Source organism: Lentzea sp. NPDC042327 (assembly GCF_040647275.1).
Classification (GTDB): Bacteria; Actinomycetota; Actinomycetes; order Mycobacteriales; family Pseudonocardiaceae; genus Lentzea.
In genome coordinates, this window is sequence record NZ_JBEZBX010000005.1 from 256,816 (window position 1) to 273,798 (window position 16,983).

The 16,983-nt window shown below is 71.6% G+C and carries 13 protein-coding genes; 8 read left to right on the forward strand and 5 right to left on the reverse strand.

From position 1 onward, the window contains the following. Nucleotides 1-307 precede the first annotated feature (307 nt). A complete protein-coding gene (locus AB0A63_RS15020) occupies nt 308-1,471 on the forward strand; it encodes a putative glycoside hydrolase (protein ID WP_360390534.1) in 1,164 nt (387 codons plus the stop codon). Here the strand turns inward: AB0A63_RS15020 and AB0A63_RS15025 are convergent. From AB0A63_RS15025 to mraZ, 4 genes are all read right to left on the reverse strand, one after another. Further along, nucleotides 1,468-3,390 (reverse strand): penicillin-binding protein 2, encoded by a 1,923-nt coding sequence (locus tag AB0A63_RS15025; protein WP_360390537.1) that lies wholly within the window; start codon nt 3,388-3,390, stop codon nt 1,468-1,470. The two genes, AB0A63_RS15020 and AB0A63_RS15025, sit on opposite strands and share 4 nt — an antisense overlap. Further along, the gene (locus tag AB0A63_RS15030) at nt 3,390-4,004 is read right to left on the reverse strand and encodes a hypothetical protein (RefSeq protein WP_360390540.1); all 615 of its coding nucleotides are present in this window, start codon (nt 4,002-4,004) and stop codon (nt 3,390-3,392) included. The genes AB0A63_RS15025 and AB0A63_RS15030 overlap by 1 nt, the downstream gene beginning before the upstream one ends. Continuing rightward, nucleotides 4,001-4,954: a 16S rRNA (cytosine(1402)-N(4))-methyltransferase RsmH gene (gene rsmH, locus AB0A63_RS15035; protein ID WP_360390542.1), complete on the reverse strand. Its 954-nt coding sequence runs from the start codon at nt 4,952-4,954 to the stop codon at nt 4,001-4,003. The genes AB0A63_RS15030 and rsmH overlap by 4 nt, the downstream gene beginning before the upstream one ends. 164 nt (nt 4,955-5,118) lie before the next feature. Beyond that, nucleotides 5,119-5,550, reverse strand: coding sequence for a division/cell wall cluster transcriptional repressor MraZ (mraZ, locus tag AB0A63_RS15040; RefSeq protein WP_053733094.1), 432 nt, complete (start codon nt 5,548-5,550; stop codon nt 5,119-5,121). A gap of 456 nt (nt 5,551-6,006) precedes the next feature. Here mraZ and AB0A63_RS15045 point away from each other — a divergent pair, with 456 nt between their 5' ends. From AB0A63_RS15045 to AB0A63_RS15055, 3 genes are read left to right on the forward strand one after another with little or no spacing between them, the layout of a single operon-like run. Continuing rightward, on the forward strand, nt 6,007-7,005 hold the full coding sequence (locus tag AB0A63_RS15045; protein ID WP_360391468.1) for a MoxR family ATPase: 999 nt from the start codon (nt 6,007-6,009) through the stop codon (nt 7,003-7,005). A 2-nt stretch (nt 7,006-7,007) separates the two neighbouring features. After that, nucleotides 7,008-8,273 (forward strand): DUF58 domain-containing protein, encoded by a 1,266-nt coding sequence (locus AB0A63_RS15050; RefSeq protein WP_360390545.1) that lies wholly within the window; start codon nt 7,008-7,010, stop codon nt 8,271-8,273. 3 nt (nt 8,274-8,276) lie between these two features. Further along, nucleotides 8,277-10,763 (forward strand): DUF3488 and transglutaminase-like domain-containing protein, encoded by a 2,487-nt coding sequence (locus tag AB0A63_RS15055; protein ID WP_360390548.1) that lies wholly within the window; start codon nt 8,277-8,279, stop codon nt 10,761-10,763. A 71-nt stretch (nt 10,764-10,834) separates the two neighbouring features. Here AB0A63_RS15055 and AB0A63_RS15060 read toward each other — a convergent pair whose 3' ends face one another. Then, nucleotides 10,835-11,230, reverse strand: coding sequence for a DUF3040 domain-containing protein (locus tag AB0A63_RS15060; protein ID WP_360390551.1), 396 nt, complete (start codon nt 11,228-11,230; stop codon nt 10,835-10,837). A 293-nt stretch (nt 11,231-11,523) separates the two neighbouring features. On the opposite strand from AB0A63_RS15060, the gene AB0A63_RS15065 reads away from it, so the two are divergent. From AB0A63_RS15065 to AB0A63_RS15080, 4 genes are all read left to right on the forward strand, one after another. Beyond that, on the forward strand, nt 11,524-12,030 hold the full coding sequence (locus AB0A63_RS15065) for a hypothetical protein (protein ID WP_360390554.1): 507 nt from the start codon (nt 11,524-11,526) through the stop codon (nt 12,028-12,030). Then, on the forward strand, nt 12,030-13,568 hold the full coding sequence (locus tag AB0A63_RS15070) for an alkaline phosphatase D family protein (protein ID WP_360390557.1): 1,539 nt from the start codon (nt 12,030-12,032) through the stop codon (nt 13,566-13,568). Before AB0A63_RS15065 ends, AB0A63_RS15070 begins: the two co-directional genes overlap by 1 nt. Before the next feature lie 297 nt (nt 13,569-13,865). After that, nucleotides 13,866-15,374 carry a M48 family metallopeptidase gene (locus AB0A63_RS15075; protein ID WP_360390560.1) on the forward strand — a complete coding sequence of 503 codons (1,509 nt, stop codon included), beginning with the start codon at nt 13,866-13,868 and terminating at the stop codon, nt 15,372-15,374. Between the two features lie 20 nt (nt 15,375-15,394). After that, on the forward strand, nt 15,395-16,492 hold the full coding sequence (locus AB0A63_RS15080) for a DUF4034 domain-containing protein (RefSeq protein WP_360390563.1): 1,098 nt from the start codon (nt 15,395-15,397) through the stop codon (nt 16,490-16,492). The last annotated feature ends 491 nt before the right edge of the window (nt 16,493-16,983 follow it).

Below are 16,983 nucleotides of genomic sequence, written 5' to 3' on the forward strand. Positions count from 1 at the left end.
GGTTTCCCTTCCGCGCACAGCTCTGTCCAGTGTGGACCGTCCCGTGTGGTTTGACCCCGAACCCCACCTGGACGGGACCGCCGGTCCGTTCGGCGATCGAGCGGGCCGCGCATTCTTGGTGGCGCACTTCGATTGTGCAAGTGAGCGAGAACACACCCAGGCGCGACAATGACCAAATTCATTGTTTCACAGTGAAAACTCCGAGCTCACACCCCCTTAATAAGACGCGTTTCATCACGTCTAATACTCCAAATCCGGAGAGCAAGGCGAGGTGGAGTTCAGCGTGCGATTCCCACAAATATCGATCATGGTTTCCGCAGTGGCGCTGTCACTCGTCCCCGCAGCTCAGGCCGATGAACCGACCCGCACGACCGAGTCGTACTGGCTGCACATGAACAGTTCGCCGACCACGCCGGAAATGATCAGGACCGAGGCGCAGCGCAGGTCGTACGTGGTGCTGAACGCCTGGGAGGGCGATCTCGCCAGGCAGCTCAAAGCAGCCAACCCCGAGATCAAGACGTTCGTCTACAAGGACCTCTCCTCGACCCGCAGCCATGCCTGCGAGAACGGGGTGGACGACGCCGATCTGCCCACCGGTGTCGGCTACTGCGCGGCCGATCCCTCGTGGTTCCTCGTGGACCCGAACGGTCAGCGGTTCGAGTACGACGGATATGGCGGCCATTGGCAGATGGACGTCGGTAACACCGCTTACCAGAAGGCGTGGGCCGACAACGTGATCAGCGCGTCGCGCAACGTCTTCGACGGCGTGTTCATGGACAACGCGCTGTTCGCCTGCGACACCTACCACGCGCGTGTGTGCCCGGCGAAGTACCGCACCGACGAGGCCATGCGCGAGGCCTACCGCTCGATGCTCGCCAACACCCGGCAGCAGTTCGTCGACGCCGGCTTGAAGACGGTGGCCAACCTGTCCAACGCCCGCCTGCACGACGGCGCGTGGGACAGCTACGTCGAGCACCTCGACGGCGGGTTCGACGAGTGGTGGCTGACGTTCGGGGACGGGGACCTGCTGTCGGAGTACCCGCAGGGGTTCAGCCGGCAGCTCGCCGAGATCACCGCCAACGAGGCCAAGGGCAAGATCACCTGGGTGCAGCCGCACCACAGCGGTGCCGAGCAGCCGTTCCGCTACGCCTTCGCGAGCTACCTGCTGGCCGAGGGCGGGCACACGGCGATCTCCGAGATCGCGGAGACCGACCGCTACGACAACGCCTCGCCGTGGCGCGCCGAGTACGACTGGGACCTGGGCAAGCCGCTCGGCGCCCACTTCGCGGTGAGCACCAACGTGTTCCAGCGCGACTTCACGTGCGGCACCGTGCTCGTCAACGCGAACAAGACCGGCAGTGCACCGATCACCGTCCGGCTGAAGGAAAAGCACATCGACGAGAAGAACGCGTCGGTCAGCTTCGCGGCGTTGCCGGGGACGACCGGAACCGTGCTGCGCAAGCCCTGTTAGAGCTGCAGCTGCACGTACGGCGTCTGCTCGTTCGACAGCGGCACCTGGAACCGCTGCGTCAGGAACGCGCCGATGTCGTGGAACAGCGGTGCGGCCGAGGAGCTGAACGGGGTGCCGGTGGGCGCGTCGAGCATGATGCCGACGACGTAGCGCGGGTTGTCGGCGGGCAGGATGCCGGCGAAGGTGATCCAGTACTGCGAGTCCGAGTAGCACTTGCACTTCGGGTCGATCTGCTGGGCCGTGCCGGTCTTGCCCGCGACCTGGTAGCCGGGCAGCGCCGCCTTCGCGCCGGTGCCGTTCTGGTTCGCGTCGCGCGGGTCCGACTGCGTGACGGAGCGGAACATGCTCCGCACGGTCTTGGCGGTCTCCGGCGACACCACGCGCACGCCCTCCGGGCGCTGCTTCTCCGAACGCGAGCCGTCGCCGGAGATCTCGGCGCGGACCAGCCGCGGCGGCACGCGCAGGCCGTCGTTCGCGATGGTCTGGTACATCGCGGTCATCTGCAGCAGGTTCATCGACAGGCCCTGGCCGATCGGCAGGTTGCCGAACGTCGAGCCGGACCACTGGTTGAGCGGCGGCACGATGCCGGACTCCTCGCCGGGCACACCGGACTGGGTGCGCTTGCCGAGGCCGAACTTCTCCAGCATCTCGGCGTAGCGCTCCTGGCCGACCTCCTGCGCGGCCAGCAGGGTGCCGACGTTCGAGGACTTCGCGAAGACGCCGGTGAACGACATCGGCACGGTGCCGTGGTTCCACGCGTCCCTGATCGTGCGGTCGGCGACCTTGAGGTAGCCCGGCACCTGGAGCACGTCGTCCGGCTTGAACAGGCCGTACTCGACGGCGGCCGCGGCAGTGATGATCTTGTTCACCGAGCCGGGCTCGAACGTGTCGGCCACGGCGCGGTTGCGCTTCTGCGCGTCGCTGGCCTTGCCGAAGTCCGTCGGGTCGTAGGTCTGGTCGTTGGCCATGGCGATGATCTCGCCGCTGCGGGAGTCCAGCACGACGGCGGAACCGCTGCGGGCGCCCGACTTCTTCGTGTAGTCGGTGACCATCCGCTGCACCGCGTACTGCGTGTCGACGTCGATGGTGAGCTCGAGCGACTTGCCCGGCTGCGGCTTGGTCAGCTCGCGCTCGGTGTTCGGGATGACGAGGGTGTCGTCACCGGACATCGTGTCGACGACCCTGCGGCCCATCCGGCCGGCCAGCACGTTGTCGGCCGCGTTCTCCAAGCCCAGGATGCCCTGGGTGGTCGGCGGCTTCTCGTCCTGGCGCCAGTTCGCCGCGCCGATGATGTTGGAGGCGACCTGGCCGTTCGGGTAGATCCGCTTGGCGCGGTACTCGGAGCCGATCTCGGCCGGGTACTTCGCGACGATCGCCGCGGCCTTGGTCGGCTCGGCCTCGCTGACCAGCACCTCGTAGCTGATGTCGGCCACGAGCTGCTCGTAGATCGTCTCCTCGTCGGTCTTCTCGCCGTTGACCTCGGGGCCCAGCGTCGAGGAGATGAACTTCGCGACGTCACGCGCGTGCTCGTCGTAGGTCTGCGCGAACTGCTTCTTCTGCTTGTCCTTCTCCTTCTCGCGCTCGGCGTCCCAGTTCTTCCTGGCGCGCTGGGGAAGGATGTAGAGCGCGCGCACCTCGACGGAGAACGCGAGCTGGTTGCCGTTGCGGTCGAGGATCGCGCCGCGTTCGGCGGGGATGTTCAGGTACGTCGTGCGCTGCAACCGGGCCTGCGTCGACAGCTCGTCGGCCTGCAACCCCTGCACCTGCACGAGCTTCAGGCCCGCGATGACCAGTGCGCCGACCAGCAGGATGCGGCCGACGGCGATGCGCACCTTGCTGTTGCCGCCGGTGCGGGCCTTCGGAGCGGGACCGCGCACGGACAACGGCCGGCGCGGGCCCCTCTGCTGCGGTCCCGGCATCAGCCACCCGCCGGTGGCGTCGGGGGGTTCGCGGCCCCGTCACCCGCGGGCGGCGTGGTGCCGGCTGGCGGCGGCTGCTCACCGGCGGGAGGCGGCGTGGTGGTCGTGGGAGGGGGCGGCGAAGTCGACTTGGTCGGCGCGCTCGGCTTGCCGAACTCCTCGACCGTGCCGTCCGCCAGCTGCCGCAGCCGCGCGGGGTTCGACGGCTCCACCAGGCCCATCTCGGTGGCGCGGCGCGCGAGGTCGGTCGGCGACTCCAGCAACGCCACCTCGCGGCGCAGCTGCTCGACCCGCAGCGTCAGCTTCTCCTGCTCGGCGCGTGCCTCCTGCAACCGGTAGGAGTCGGCGGCGGCCTGCGTGGAGAAGTACATGATCCCGGCGATGCCCGCGACCAGCACGAGCATCACGAGCACGACGAACGGGGCCTTCGACACCTGCCGCGCGTTCTGCTGCGGTGCCGACGACCCGCCGCGCAGGTTCTGCGCGCGCTGCGCCCGGCGGGCGTAGGCGCGGTCGGCGGCGGCGGACCGGCGCCGGGCCTTGTCGGTGTCGGTCTTCTTGTCCTTGGAGCGGTCGCGTGGGGACGGCCCACCGACCCGTGCCGGTGCCGTCATCTCACCTCTCCGATCCGTTCCGCTGCCCGCAGCCGCACGGGTGCGGCACGGGGGTTGTCCTCGATCTCCTGCTCGGACGCGACCTCCGCGCCCTTCGTGACCAGTTTCAGCTCCGGCCCGTGACCGGGCAGCTCGACCGGCAGCCCCGGCGGCGTCTTCGACCTCGCGAGCTCCGCGAACGCGTGCTTCACCATCCGGTCCTCGAGGGACTGGTAGGACTCCACGACGATCCGCCCGCCCACCGCGAGCACGCCCAGCGCCGCGGGCAGGGCCAGCCGCAACGACTCCAGCTCGCCGTTGACCTCGATCCGCAGCGCCTGGAACGTGCGCTTCGCCGGGTGGCCGCCGGTGCGCCGGGACGCGGCGGGGACGACGTTGTAGAGCAGCTCGACCAGCCGGCCCGAGTTCGTGAACGGCTCCCGCTCGCGCTCGCGCAGGACCGCCGAGGCGATCTTGCCCGCGAACCGCTCCTCGCCGTAGGTCGAGAGGATCCGCGCGAGGTCGCCGTGCGAGTACGTGTTGAGCACGTCCGCGGCCGTCATGCCGGTGCCCTTGGACATCCGCATGTCCAGCGGCGCGTCCTTGGAGTAGGCGAACCCGCGTTCGGACTCGTCGAGCTGCAACGAGGACACGCCGAGGTCCATCAGCACGCCGTCGACCCGCTTGAAGCCCAGGTCGTGCACGGCCTCGTCGATGTGGTCGTAGGTGACGTTGACGAGGTGGACGCGGTCGCCGTGGCGCGCGAGCCGGGCCGAGGCCAGCTCGATGGCCTGCGGGTCGCGGTCGAGACCGATGAGGGTGAGCCCGGGGTGCGCGCTCAGCAGCGCGTCCGAGTGGCCGCCCATGCCGAGGGTCGTGTCGACCAGGACGGCGGGCTTGCCGCTCAGCGCGGGAGCGAGCAGCTCCAGGACGCGGTCCAGCAGCACCGGAACGTGCCGCGGCTGATCCATCGTCCCTCTACTCCCCGAAATGCGTTCGGGTGACGTCAGGTCCCCGCCCGCCCGTCGAACCTGGCGCCGGGGAAGGTGCGCCAGGGTCGGTTGTCGAGCGGACCGAGGCCTCACGGCACCCGAATCGCGGTTGAACATCCGGCCTGTTGCTCGGCTGACCGCCATCAGAAGACGCCCGGTATGACCTCCTCGCGAGCCGTGGCGTAGCCGTCCTCGTGCTCGTCGAGATAGGTCTGCCAGGCCGCCGCGTCCCAGATCTCCAACCTGGTGAACGCGCCGACGACCACGCACTCCTTGGTCAGCCCGGCGTACCGGCGCAGTTCCGGTGCGATCAGGACCCGACCCTGACCGTCCGGACGCTGCTCGTCCGTACCTGCGAACAGATAACGCTGGTAGGCGCGTACGGCGTCGTTGGTGAACGGCGCCTCGGCGACCTTCCTCGCCATCTGCTCGAACTCCGCCCGGGGGAACACGTACAGGCAGTGGTCCTGGCCCTTGGTGACCATGAGACCTCCCGCCAGTTCGTCCCGGAACTTCGCAGGCAATGTCAGCCGACCCTTGTCGTCCAGGCGCGGGTAGTGAGTGCCGAGGAACATCGGCAGCCACCTCCCTCGCCGGGCGACGGACCGGCGGTGGAGCCCCCGTCTGCCCCACCGGCCGCCACAGTACCCCACTTTTCACCACAGTCAACGCTGAAACAGGTGCTCACGCACCACCGAGCAACCTGTTTCCGCAGGTAGACGAGGTGGGGAGACGCGGGGGGATGGTGGGGGATCTCCGCAGGCTCCACCTGCGCGGGTGAGGTTCAAGCCCCGATTTGCCACTCGAACGGACTAGAAATCCGGGCCGGAACACGGGGTTGGGGCGCGGTGGTGGGGGAAGGTGGAAACTGGTGGAGCGAACCCGAAGCGGCCCGCAGGTGTGGGGCACTTAGCCGTGGTTTGACACACTGCGTGAAACGCTCACACGTCCGTGTTCCGGACACGGCTGCTGGAGGTTTAGTGACGCCGGGAAGCCCAAGCGCGAACAGTCACGCGCCGGTCGAACAGGTTCTGGGTGAGCTGCACGCCGCCGTCCAGCGGATCGCCGCCAACGTCGAACGGGTGCTCGTCGGCAAGCCCGACGTCGTGCGGCTCGCCCTCGTGACGCTGCTCGCCGAGGGGCACCTGCTGGTCGAGGACGTGCCGGGGGTCGGCAAGACCTCGCTGGCGAAAGCGCTTGCCCGTTCCATCGACTGCACCGTGAGCCGCGTGCAGTTCACGCCCGACCTGCTGCCGAGCGACATCACCGGCTCGTCGATCTACAACCGGCAGGAGAACGACTTCGAGTTCCGGCCGGGACCGATCTTCGCGAACATCGTCGTCGGCGACGAGATCAACCGCGCCTCCCCCAAGACGCAGTCCGCGCTGCTGGAGTGCATGGAGGAGCACCAGGTCACGGTCGACGCGAACACCTACCCGCTGGGGTCGCCGTTCATGGTGATCGCGACGCAGAACCCGATCGAGATGGAGGGCACCTACGCCCTCCCGGAGGCGCAGCGCGACCGGTTCACCGCGCGCGTGTCGGTCGGCTACCCCGATCCCCAGGCCGAGCTCGCCATGGTCGACGAGCACGCGGGCCACAACCCGCTCGACGACCTGCGGCCCGTCTCGGACGCGGCGCAGATCCTGCGGCTGATCGAGGCCGTGCGCCGGGTGCACCTCTCCCCCGAGGTGCGGCGCTACGCCGTGGACCTGGTGTCGGCCACCCGCCGGCTGCCGGAGCTGCGGCTCGGCGCGTCCCCGCGGGCCACGCTGCACCTGGTGCGGGCGGCCCGGTCGCAGGCGGCCCTCGCGGGCAGGGACTTCGTGGTGCCCGACGACATCCACGCCGTGGCGATCCCCGTGCTGGCGCACCGGCTGGTGCTGACGGCGGAGGCCCAGGCCGCCCGCCGGTCACCGGCCGAGCTGGTCAGGGCACTGCTGCAGCGGGTGCCGGTGCCGACCGCAGCACTCGACCCGAACGCCGCCTTCGTCCGCAGCATCAACAACAACGCAGGGACGCCACGGTAACGATGCGCACCGCACTGTCCGGTCTGACCACCCGCGGAAGATGCTTGCTGGCCGCGGGGTTCGCCGCCGGAGCGTGCGCCGTGGTGCTCAACGAACGCGATCTGCTGCGCGTCGCGGCGTTCGTGATCGCGCTGCCGCTGCTGGCCGCCTGGCTCGCCACGCGGGCCCGGGTCGGCCTGCACGCGGCTCGGTTCCTCGCGCCCAGCCGGGTGCCGGTCGGGGCCGCGTCCGAGGTCAAGCTCGACCTGCACAGCACCGGCCGCCTGCCCACCGGCGGGCTGATGCTGGAGGACACCGTCCCCTACGCGCTGGGCGCGCGGCCGCGGTTCCTGGTGGAGCGGCTGCCGCGCAACACGCCCACGTCGCTGCGCTACCCGCTCAAGCCGGTCATGCGCGGCATCCAGCAGGTCGGCCCGCTGATGGCGCGGATCACCGACCCGTTCGGGCTGGCCGAGTTCGACCGCGAGCTGGCCGGCCGCTCCCGCCTGGTCGTCGTGCCGCGCGTGGTGCGCCTGGCCGGGTTGCCCGGCGGGTCCGGCATGGGCGCGGGCGACGACGGCTCGGTGCGGTTGCGCGCGGGCCAGGGTGAGGACGACGCGGTGGTGCGGCCCTACCGGCAGGGCGACGACCTGCGGAAGGTGCACTGGCGCTCGACCGCCCGGCGCGACGAGCTGATGGTGCGGGTCGAGGAACGCCCGTGGCGCGGCGGCACGACCGTGCTGCTGGACCACCGCGTCCACGCGCACCGCGGCAGCGGCCCGACGGCGTCGCTGGAGTGGTCGATCTCGTTCGCGGCGTCGATCTGCCTGCACCTGCACCACTTCGGCCACCAGGTGCGCCTGGTCTCCGAGGACGGCCGGGTGCTCGCGGGCGGAGCGTCCGACGGCGGGCACAGCGACCACGTGGTGCTCGACGCGCTGGCGGCGTTGCAGGCCTCGCACCGCAAGGAGCTCTCCGCCGGCATCGACCCCGGTGCCGGCCAGGAGGTCATCGCCGTGCTCGGCGGGGTGTCGCCGTCCTCGGTCGAGGAGCTGATCAGGTACCGGCCGCGGGGCACGCGCAGCCTCGCGGTGCTGCTGGACGTCACCGCGTGGGCGGGCGGGTCGGACGCGACCGCACCCGACCCCGAGGACGCCCGGCGGCTGCTGACCGGAGCCGGCTGGGGCGTGGCGATAGCGCGGCCCTCGTCGTCGATGCAGCAGGTGTGGCAGGAGCTGTGCGCGAGCGCGAGCAACCGCGGACCGGCCGTGCGTTCGGAGGTGGGCTGAGCTATGGCGACGACGACGTCTTCCCGCGGCGAGACCGCGGAGTGGTTCAGCTCCGCGACGCCGTGGATCGCGGCGCTGGCGGTGCTGTGCGCGTCGACGGCGTTGTCCGGGGTGATCGAGGGCGACCTGTGGCTGGTCCGCATCGCCGTGGTGATCCTGGCGATCACGGTGACCGGTGCGTTCCTGCGGGCCACCCGGCTGCCCCCGCCGCTGGTGGCGCTGGCCCAGGTGTTCGTGCTGCTGTGCCTGCTCACGGCCCTGCACACGCGGTCGGGCGTGCTGCTGTTCCTGCCGGGTCCCGACGCGCTGAGCGAGCTCGGTGGCGTCCTCGCGGAGTCGGTGTCGCAGGTGCAGACCGGGGTGCCGCCGGTGCACGCGTCACCGGCGATCCAGGCGCTCGTGGTGCTGGCGATCGGCCTGGTCGCGGTGCTGGTGGACACGCTCGCGGTCGCCGCGGCGGCCCCGGCGGCGTCCGGCCTGGTGCTGCTGTGCGTGTTCGCGGTGCCGGCGTCGCTGGCCGACGAGATGCTGCCGTTCTGGACGTTCGTGCTGGGTGCGGCGGCGTTCGCGATGCTGCTCGCGGTGGACGGCCAGCACCGGCACGAGGCGTGGCGCGGGCGGCTCGGGTCCGGGTCGGCCGGTGGCACCGGCGGTTCGGCGACCACGGTGGCGAGCATCGCGATGGTGATCGCGCTGGTGGTCGGCGCGGGCGTGACGATCGTCGGCACGGTCGGGCGGCTGCCGTTGAGCGGCAGCGGTGCCGGCGGGCGCGGCGGCATCGGCCTGAACGAGATGACGTCGCTGCGCGGCATGCTGAACCGCGGCAAGACCACCGAGGTGTTCCAGGTGCGCGGCCTGCCGGAGAGCACGTACATGCGGGCCTCCACGCTCGCCAGGTACGTGCCGAACAAGGGCTGGGAACGCGGCAGCGACCCCGGCGGTCAGCCCGCGCGCGGTGAGCTGCCGCTGCAGCCGGGCGACCGCGGCGACGGCAAGGTGGCCAAGATCGGGATCGAACCGCGAGGCTGGACGAGCTTCTGGCTGCCGACCTACGGCGCGGTCCGCCGGATCGACACCCCGGACGACGACTACCGCTTCGACCCCGCCAAGGGCGTGATCTTCACCCAGCGCGAGCGGGAGCCGGAACCCTACGAGCTCGAGACCGTGCTCGCGACGCCGACGAAGAACCAGCTGCGCATCGCGTCCGGCCAGCGCAACCTGGTCGACCCGGAGTACTACAAGTTCGACGGGGTCGAGCAGGAGATCATCGACCTCGCGAAGCAGATCACGGGGAACGCGACCAACGACTTCGACAGGGCCGCCGCGCTCACCGAGTTCTTCAACGGCCCGACCAGCGGTTTCACCTACGACCTGAAGACCCAGGGCGACGTCACCAAGGACGCGCTGACCGACTTCGTGCTCCGGGGCAAGCGCGGCTACTGCGAGCAGTACGCCTCCGCGATGGCCGTCATGGCCCGCACGGTCGGCCTGGCCTCGCGCGTGGCCATCGGCTTCACCGCCGGTGTCCCGTCGCCGGACAACGCCTACCGCACGATCAGCACCGACGACGCCCACGCCTGGGTGGAGATCTTCTTCCCGAACCACGGCTGGATGACGTTCGACCCGACGCCGATGACCGACGGCCGCGCGGTCGTGCCCCCGTACCTGCGCGAACAGTCGCCGGGTGCGGAGGAGGAGCCGACGGCGAACACGCAGACGTCGACGACCGCGCAGCCCAGCCAGGGCTCGGCCGCCCCGTCCACCGCCGCCGACGGCGAGGAGGAGGCCGGTGTCACCGGTGACGCCACGCAGCAGGACACCTCGAAGGACTGGGTGCCGTGGGCGGTGTTCACCGCCCTCGTGCTGGCGACCGCGGTCTCGATGGTGCGCAACGTGCTGCTGAAGGACGACGGTGCCGCGGTCATGCCGCAGCACCGTGAACGCCGGCGCCGGCTGCGGCGCTGGGCGGCGGTGGCGGCCGCGGTGCTGTGGTCGGTCACACTGCTGTTCGCGGCGGCATGGCTGTCGTACGTGCTGGCCGCCGTCGTGCTCGTGCTGCTGGCCGCGGGCACACCGGCCGCCCTGCGGTACCTGCGGCAGCGGTCGCGGCTGCGGGTGGTCGGCCGCCTCGGGCCGGACGCGGCGACGGCGGCGTGGGCCGAGCTGATGGCGGAGTCGGTCGACCGAGGCGCCCCGGTGCCGTCGGCGGAGACGGTCAGGACGGCGGCCCGCCGGCTCGCGCGGGAGCACAACCTGGACGAGGCAGGCCGCGACGGGCTGCGGACGATGATCGGCGCGATCGAGCGGGCCTGGTACAGCCCGAACCCGGCGGCGGACCCGGCGCTGCCCGCGGCGCTCACGGCCGTGCGGCAGTCGTTGCGGCAGAACGCGCCGTTGTCGCTGCGGGCGAAGCTGTTCCCGCGGTCGGTGCTGCGGCCCTCGCCCGCGCCGCTGGCCGACGTCCCGGACCAGGAGCCGGTGCCGGCGTAGTCCCCCGCACAACGGATCGGGCCCGTCCCCCTGGTGGGGGCGGGCCCGAGTGGTGTCTGAAGGGTGTGCGCTTACTGCTCCTCGTCGAAGCGACGACGGAAGCGCTCCTCCATCCGTTCGGAGAACGAGCTGCGGCTGCGCGTCGGCTTGCCCTCTTCCTGCGCACCTTCGGCGACCTGGTCACCGCGACGCAACGTCGTCAGGGTGATGAGCACGCCGAAGAACATGAGCAGGAAACCGAAAACGCTCACGACCGGAATGCCCGCGACTGCGAGCTGCGAGAAAATCACCCCGGCGATGAGGGCCGCAACACCGGCCACGAACAGCACGATGCCCTGTACACGACGCCGCTTGGACGGCCGCCGCAACTTGGCGCCTCGTACGGTGGATGCGAACTTCGGGTCTTCGGCGTAGAGCGCGCGCTCGATCTGGTCGAGCAGTCGCTGCTCGTGCTCGGAGAGTGGCATCGTTCCTCCTCCGGCACAGCGGTCGCGGGCGCCGGGTGTTCGCGGTTGCCGCCGATCCCGGCGGACGGCCCACCCTGGGGACGTCACCCTCCAGGATACGATCCGCGCGCCCCGGCGACTACCCAGTCGGCCCTCTCATACGGTCGGTTCTGTCACCATCATCCTCCTGGGGCAGTGGTGAGGCCTTCGTGAGGCTTGCCGCGGAGCCAGGAGGAGGCCTTGTGGCCTGCCGTTCACACCCCGTTCGGCCACGCGCTCCGCGGGCGCCACGACCGGTTGGTCGGATCGGAACCATGACCGAACTCATCGTCAACGGTGGCGCCGAGCAGGGCCTGAGCGGCTGGCACACCCTCGCGGGCACGCCGGTGGTGCTGCGCTACGACACCGGGCAGGGGTATCCGGGACCCGGTGATCCCGGGCCCGCGCAGCGCGGTGCGGCGTTCTTCGGCGGCGGCGGGACACCGTTGTCCGCGTTGCGACAGAGGGTGACGCTGCCAGGCCGCCCGTCGGAGTTCTCGATCTCCGCGTGGCTCGGCGGCTACGCATCGCAGCAGGACGGCGCCCGCCTGTCGGTGGAGTTCCTCGACGGCGCGGGCACCCCGCGCGGTCTCGTGGTGCTCGGCCCGCTCACGGCGGAGGAACGCGGTGGCCGCACCGGTCTGTTCGAGCGCACCGCGAGCGGCACCGTCCCGCCCGGCAGCCGCACCGCCGTGGTGACGCTGCAGCTGACCCGCTCCGGCGGCGGGACGTCCAACGACGGCTACGCCGACAACATCTCGTTCACGATCGGAGCCCGCTGATGTTGAACAGGCGTGACCTCCTGCGCGCCGCCGCGGCCGCCGGCGCCCTCGGCACGGCGTGGCCGCTGGCGCAGGGCCTCTCCTCCGCCCAGGCCCGCGCGGCCGCCGAACAGCTCGGCGCCTCCTGGGACGCGGCCCCGTTCACCCTGGGCGTCGGGTCCGGCGACCCGTTGCCCGACAGCGTGCTCCTGTGGACGCGGCTCGCCCCCGAACCGCTCGCGTTCGAGCAGCCGCTGCCCGAGGTCGTCGAGGTCGAGTGGACCGTGGCCACCGACCCAGCGCTGCGCCGGCGCGTCGCGAGCGGCACCGTGGCGGCCTCGAACCTGTTGGGGCACAGCGTGCACGTGCCCGTGCACGGTCTCCGCCCCGGCCAGACCCACTACTACCGGTTCCGCGCTCTCGGCAGGAGCAGCCGCGTCGGCCGCACCCGCACCGCGCCGGTCGGGCCCGTCTCCCGCGTCCGCTTCGCCACCGCGAACTGCCAGGCGTTCCACGACGGCTTCTACGCCGCCCACCGCAGCATCGCCCGCGAGGACGTCGACTTCGTCGTGCACCTCGGCGACTACATCTACGAGCACGGCCAGGTCGGCGGTCAGCACGTCCGCGACCACGAGGGCCCCGCCGTCCTCTCGCTGGCCGACTACCGCCGCCGCCACGCGCTCTACAAGGGCGACCCGTCCCTGCGCGACGCCCACGCCGCACATCCCTTCTACCTGACCTGGGATGATCATGAAGTTGCGAACGACTACAGCGGCTCCGAGGGCGCGGCCCCGTTCGTGAAGCGCCGTGCCGCCGCCTACCAGGCCTGGTACGAACACCTGCCGATCCGCGCGGGCAGCGCACTGGAGCCGCGTATCCACCGGCGCCGCCAGTGGGGCGACCTGCTCGACCTGACGGTGCTCGACCTGCGCCAGTACCGGTCCGCGCAGAACCTCCCCGCGGGCACGATCCTGGGCGCCGAGCAGAAGCAGTGGCTGCTCGACGGCATCTCCGGCGCCCGCGAGGCGTGGCAGGTGTGGATCAACTCGATCATGCTCTCGCAGCTCGCGCGCACCGGCGGCGGCTACTACTTCACCGACCAGTGGGACGGCTTCCGCGCGGAGCGGCGCGAGGTCCTCGGCCACGTCGCGGCCACCGGCATGGAGGACCTGGTGGTGCTCACCGGCGACTGGCACTCGGCGTTCGTCGACGACATCCGCCCCGACTTCGACGACGTGACCTCGCCGGTGATCGGCACCGAGTTCACCGCGCACTCGGTGACCTCCGGGGCGTACTCGCCGGAGTGGAACGCCGTGAACGGGCCGGTGATGGGAGCGGCCAACCCGCACCTGAAGTACTTCGAGGGCAACAGGTACGGCTACGACGTGTACGAGGTGACCCCGCGGCGGTTCAGCACGCACATGCGCGTCATCGCCGACCGCCGCGACGCCGCGTCACCCGTGTCGACGCTGACGACGTTCCACGTCGACCGCGGGATGGCGGGCAGCTACGAGGACCCGGCGACGGCCGGATCACCGGCGCAGTACCGCAGGCCCTGACCGGAGGGAGCGCGTCCGGGCGGTAGGCCTGGATGATCGTCACCTCCCGTGCCGCTCGCCGCGTCCATTGTCTTGGCGCGCAGCGAGGCCGTCTTCGCCCAACGCGGAAAGCGCTGTCCCGCCCCGACAGCGCGCCTGCCGCCGGCCGCACGATCACCGGCACCCGGTCACCGGCGACGGCGTGACCACGTGGTCACGCTCTCCCCGTGATACGGCGTTGAGTTCGCTCCCGCCCGTGCTGCACACTTCACTCCTGCTGCCCGCGCAGGCAGCTCCTGGGGGAAGGTCGCTCTACTCATGCGTGCTTCGTTGCGTGCTGCCGGCGCAGTCGCATTGCTCGTCAACTACTACGTGCTGACCATCGGGCTGGTCTGCGCGATCCTCTTCGTCGAGGTCTACGCGTTGATCAACCGCCCGGTCGCCGCGGTCCAGCTCGCGTTCCTCGCACTGCCCGTCGCCTACGCCCTGGTGCACCTCCTCGTCTCACTGGAACGGCGCGGCCACGACGAGGTGCCCGGCGTCCCCGTCACCGCGGCCGAGCAACCCGCGCTGTGGGAGCTCGTCCAGCGCCTGTCCGCCGACCTCGGCACCCGCCCGCCCGACGAGCTCCGCGTCGTCGCCGTGGTGAACTCCGGCATCTCCGAGGACACCCGCTTCCTCGGCCTGAGCGTGCGGCACCGCCGGCTCTTCATCGGTGCCCCGCTGCTCACCACGCTGACCGAGAAGCAGCTCCTCGCCGTGCTCGCCACCGAGCTCGGCTACTACGCCCAGAAGTACAGCCGCCTGGCCGCAGTCGTCATCTCCGCCCGCGGCGCCGTGCTGCGCGCCGGTTCCGCGCTCGCCACCGACAGGTGGTTCAAGCGCCTGGCCACCAAGCTGTTCCGCGGCTACGCCACGCTGTTCCTCCGCTTCTCCCAGCCCGTCGCCCGCGCCCGCCAGCGCGCCGCCGACGCCCACGCCGCCCGCCTGGCCGGTTCCTCCGCCGCGTCCAGCGCACTGCGCGAGCTGCCGGTGATCGACGCCGCCTGGGACCTTTTCACCAACCGCCACCTCACCGTCGCGTGGGACAACGGCTACCTGCCCACGACGTTCTTCGAGGGCTTCGCCCACCTGCGCACCTCCCCCGAGCTGCACGCCGAGCTGGAGGAGCTCCGCCAGCACCCGACCGACCCCGACCGCGGCCCGCACGACCCGTACCCGCCGCTGCCGGACCGCATCGCCGCCATCGACGCCCTGCACGCAGAACCCGAGTCCTGGGGCGACCGCCCGGCACTGGAGCTGCTCGACGACCCGATGCCGCTGCTGGACGCCTCCGTCCTCGACGCCCTGGTCGACGACGCCGGCACCAAGGAACGCGTCGACTGGGCCACCCTCGGCCACATCGGTGCCCGCGCCCGCGTCGTCCGCGGCACCGAACGCCTCCTGACCGCGGCCGCCACCGCCACCGGCGGACCCCCGTCGCTCACCACCGTCCTCGACGCGCTGGACGCCGGTCTGCTCGCCGAGATCGGCCCCGACTCGTCGGTCCCCGGCAGCCCCACCGCCGGCCCCCGCGCCCGCCGCGCGATGGCCCGCACCGAGGTGCACGCGGAGCTCTCCGCCCTGCTCGCCCTAGCCTTCTCCGACGCGGGCCTGGCCCACTGGCAGGTCGACTGGCTCGGCCGCACCACCTTCGTCACCGCGGCGGACGACTTCGACCTGGCCGACCACCTCGACGAGGCCGTCGCCGACCAGGCCGACACCCAGCCCCTGCGCCACGCCCTCGCCTCCGCCGGCATCGCCCTCGACTACCGCCCCACCCGCTGACTGGAGCCCTCCCTCCCGTGGTGTTCTCACTGCTGTTCAAGCCCAAGCAAGCCCTCTCCGTCATCCGCCTGATGCGCGAGGCGAAACGCCGCGGCGTCGAGGTGGAGGAACTGCCCACCGAGCTCGTCGCCGCCTTCCTGCTGCCCAAGACCCGCCCGGAACGCTTCGGCCTCGTCCCCGACGCGGACGTCACCGCCGACCCACCGGTCGAGGACCCCGCACTGGAGGCCGTGCGCGCCGACGTCCGCGCCGGCCACTGGGAGAACGCCGCCGACCTCACCGCCGCCTCCTACGGCACGTGGGACCGCCGCCAACGCATCGCCTGGGCCCTCGCCGACCTCGCCGCCAAGGACGACGCCTGGCTCACCACCTGGCACACCGCCCGCCCGAACGACCCCCACCGGTCCGTCGTCCACGCCCTGTCCCTGGTGTCCCTCGCCTGGGACATCCGCGGCAGCGCCAGGGCCACCGACACCACCCACGCCCAGTTCGAGGGCTTCCACCGCACCCTCGCCGAGGCCCGCGACGCCGCCCGCGCCGCAGCCGCCGTCCTCCCCGACGACCCGACCCCGTGGAGCACCCTCATCACCACGGCCCGCGGCCTCGGCGCGAGCCACGACGACTTCCGCACCCTGTGGTCCGAACTCGTCGCCCGCGACCCCCTGCACCACGACGGGCACCAGCAGGCCCTGCAGTACTGGTGCGCGAAGTGGCGCGGCTCCAACGAAATGGCCCTCGGCTTCGCCCTGGACGCCGCGGACACCTCGCCGCGCTTCGCCGCACTGCCGCTGCAGGCGGCGCTGGAGGCCGAGGACACCGACCCCTCCCTGTGGAAGACGCCCGAGGTCGGCCGGGCGCTGGAGGTCCTGCTGGAGCGGCTGGCGGACGAAGGTGCCGACACGGTCGCGGTGCGGGACGACCGGGGGTACGCGATCCTCGCGCTGTTGCGGCTGCGGCGGTTCGACGAGGCCGTGGCGCAGTTCCGGGTTTTGGGCGGGTACGCGGATGCTGCGCCGTGGAACTACTTCGAGATGCCGGTGCTCTCCTTTCTGAGTTTGCGCGGGGATGCCATGAAAGGGGCCTCGCGGGCGGCTCGGGTTGGGCGGAGTGGGCGGTAGGGCCGTTCAGGCGGGGTGGACGGACGGTAGGGCGGGCGGGAGTAGGGCTGGGCGGGAGTAGGGCTGGGCGAGGGTAGAGCTGGGCGGCGGTAGGGCCGTTCAGGCGGTGTGGCCGGGAGGTGGTCTCGGACCGCGCCGCGCGTTGAGGCCGGGCGGGGATGGGGCCTGGCTAGGTGGGCGTGGTGGCGGTCGGCGGTGGCGGTCGGCGGTGGCGGGAGCGAGCCGCTGTGTGGTGGCGGGCTGCGGCGGTGGGTCGGCGTTGCGACCACGGCGACAGCAGGCCGGGTTGGCAGCGGGCTGTGCGAGTAACCGGGGCGTGCGCGGATGTCGGGGGCAGCGGCACGCGGATGTCCGGGGCGCGGCGGTGGGCGATGCGCGGGATGCCGGGTGCGGCGGCGCGCGGTTCGAGGGTGACGTCGCAGGCTCCTTTCAGCGGGCGGGTGGCGCGCACGGGTGGCGGCGGTGTGGATGGGCGGCGCGCGCACGGGTGG